This is a genomic window from Streptomyces sp. 13-12-16 (assembly GCF_002114215.1).
Classification (GTDB): Bacteria; Actinomycetota; Actinomycetes; order Streptomycetales; family Streptomycetaceae; genus Streptomyces.
Window position 1 is genome coordinate 1 of sequence record NZ_NCTE01001050.1, and the last position, 2,561, is coordinate 2,561.

3 protein-coding genes and 1 pseudogene are annotated in these 2,561 nt (G+C 73.2%); 2 read left to right on the plus strand and 2 right to left on the minus strand.

Annotated elements, in window-relative coordinates; translation table 11 throughout:
• The coding region (gene rpmF, locus B7767_RS34965) for a 50S ribosomal protein L32 (protein WP_085575591.1) at positions 1-118 on the minus strand (118 nt) is incomplete at its 3' end.
• Positions 119-189: 71 nt separating this feature from the next.
• Positions 190-972, minus strand: coding sequence for a zinc ABC transporter ATP-binding protein AztA (gene aztA / locus B7767_RS34970; RefSeq protein ID WP_085575592.1), 783 nt, complete (start codon positions 970-972; stop codon positions 190-192).
• Between the two features lie 14 nt (positions 973-986).
• Between aztA and aztB the strand changes: the two genes are divergently transcribed.
• Positions 987-1,841, plus strand: a complete 855-nt coding sequence (aztB, locus tag B7767_RS34975; protein ID WP_085575593.1) for a zinc ABC transporter permease AztB — start codon at positions 987-989, stop codon at positions 1,839-1,841.
• A gap of 17 nt (positions 1,842-1,858) precedes the next feature.
• Positions 1,859-2,561: pseudogene (locus tag B7767_RS34980) on the plus strand (hypothetical protein); the annotation flags it as partial.

Here is a 2,561-nt window from a genome sequence, read left to right on the forward strand (position 1 = left end):
GCACCCGCTGGGTCACGCCGTCCACCGTGACGGGCACCAGGTTCGGGGTGCTCGCCTTCCAGCGGGCGCGGCGGTGACGGGTGTTGCTGCGGGACATCTTGCGCTTGGGCACGGCCATGGGAGGTCCTCTCGGTCCGGTCGTCCCGGAACGGTCGCACGGGAGATGCCGTCAGTGTGCGACAACGATTTTCACGTGCGATTGCTGTCGGAATCCACGCGCCGGGCACCTTCGCCCGGCTGCCGGGCGTCGGTGAGTGCCGACGGGGTGAGGGCCAGGTCGGGGTGCCCCTGTCCCGTCAAGTGCCCCTCGCGCAGCAGGAGACAGGCGTCGGCCGCGCGGGCGGCGTCCAGGTCGTGTGTGGCGTGGACGACGGTCACGCCGTCGTCGGCCAGCTCCGTCAGCAGCGCCGCGATGCGCTCCCTGGCCTCGGGGTCGAGTCCGGTGGTCGGCTCGTCGAGCAGGAGCAGGTCCGACTCCTGGGCGAGCCCCTGGGCGATGAGGGCGCGCTGCCTCTGCCCGCCGGACAGGTCCCCGAGCTGACGGGCGGCCAGGCCGGCGACGCCCATGCGGTCCATGGCCGCGTCCACGGTGGCGCGGTCCCGCCGGGTCAGCCGGCGCCACGGGCCGCGTTCGCCCCAGCGCCCCATCTCCACGGTCTGCCGGACCGTCAGCGGCAGTGCGTCACCGACCGCGCCGCGCTGGGGGACGAACGCCGGTGGCCGGCTGCCGGTGTGGTGCAGCTCGCCGGCTGTGGGCCGGATCACTCCGGCCAGGACGCCGAGCAGGGTGGACTTCCCGCTGCCGTTCGGGCCGACGAGCGCGGTGGTGGCCGACGCCGGTATTTCCGCTGTCAGTTGATGGAGCACCGGATGGCCGGCGTAGCCCGCGGACAGCTCGGTGAAGCGGATACGGAACGTCGTGTCCCCGGGGGCGGCGGAGGGGAGGCCGGATTTTTTGAACATGATTTTCATTGTAGTGTGCTCGCATGGAGTGGTTGACAGCCCCTTTCGAGGCGACCTTCGTTCAACGCGCCTTGTGGGGCGGAATCCTGGTGTCGGCGATCTGCGCCCTGGCGGGCACATGGGTGGTGCTGAGGGGGATGGCCTTCCTCGGTGACGCCATGTCGCACGGGCTGCTGCCCGGAGTGGCACTCGCCGCGCTGCTGGGGGGCAACCCGATGGTGGGGGCGCTGCTGAGCGCGGCGGTCATGACGGCCGGTGTCACCGCCCTCAACCGCACCCCGCGGCTGTCCCAGGACACCGGTATCGGGCTGCTGTTCGTGGGGATGCTGTCGCTCGGCGTCATCATCGTGTCGCGGTCCCAGTCCTTCGCGGTGGACCTGACCGGCTTCCTCTTCGGCGACGTCCTCGCCGTGCGGGAACAGGACCTGGCGCTGCTGGGCGTGGCCCTCGTACTGGCCCTGACCGTCTCGGTCCTCGGCCACCGCGCCTTCCTGGCCCTGGCGTTCGACCCGCGCAAGGCCCGGACGCTCGGGCTGCGTCCGCGCCTGGCCCACGCGGTGCTGCTCGGCCTGCTGGCGCTGGCCATCGTCGCCTCGTTCCACATCGTGGGGACGCTGCTGGTGCTGGGCCTGCTCATCGCTCCGCCGGCGGCCGCGCTGCCCTGGGCGCGCGGCGTGCGGGGCGTGATGGTCCTCGCGGCGCTGCTCGGCGTGACCGCCACCTTCTTCGGCCTGCTGCTCTCCTGGCACCTGGGCACCGCCGCCGGCGCGACCGTCTCCGCCCTGGCCGTGAGCCTGTTCTTCCTCTCCCACCTGGCGTCCGGCATCCGCCACCGCCGCACCCGTCCGGCCGGCATCCGTCCGCCGGCGACCGACTGAGAAAGACCTGAGAGGCGATGTCCTTGTTCGTCCGAAGAAACGTCACTGCAGGGGCGCCGGCCGCGCTCGTGGCCCTCGCGCTGCTCACCGCGGGCTGCGCGGGGCGGGACGACGGCACGTCCTCCCCGAAAGCGGGTTCCACGACTTCCGCCACCCCGCACGGCTACGTCGAAGGGGCCCAGGAGGCGGCCGAGCAGCAGTCACGACTGGTGCTCAACGACCCGGGCACCGGGGACACCCGGGTACTGGACCTGATCACCGGCGGGACGCACGAGGAGTCCCGGACGAGGGGCACCACGGAACTCACCACGGACGGCCGGTTCGGCTACTTCCACACCCCGGACGGCACCCGCGTCCTCGACGCCGGCGCCTGGACGGTGGACCACGGCGACCACATGCACTACTACCGCACCGCGATACGCGACACCGGCAGGCTCCCGGCGGGCCCGGGCGCGCGGGTGCGCGGCGACGCGGCCGTGACCGCGGTGACCGGTGAGGACGGCCGGGCCACGGTCCACCGCCGGGCCGACCTGGAGGAGGGGCGCGTCGGCTCCCCCCGCACGCTCCCCGGAACCCACGCCGGGGCGGTGGTGCCGTACGCGGAGCACCTGCTGACCCTCACCCGCGACGGCCGGAGCGGCACACCGAAGGTCACGGTGTACGACCGTGAGGGTGGGCGCGTGGCGTCCCCGGACGCCACCTGCGAGGACCCGGCGGGGG

Coding starts and splice junctions, on each gene's coding strand:
- aztB (WP_085575593.1), top strand. CDS start 987: ATGGAGTGGTTGACAGCCCCTTTCGAGGCGACCTTCGTTCAACGCGCC.
- aztA (WP_085575592.1), bottom strand. CDS start 972: ATGAAAATCATGTTCAAAAAATCCGGCCTCCCCTCCGCCGCCCCCGGG.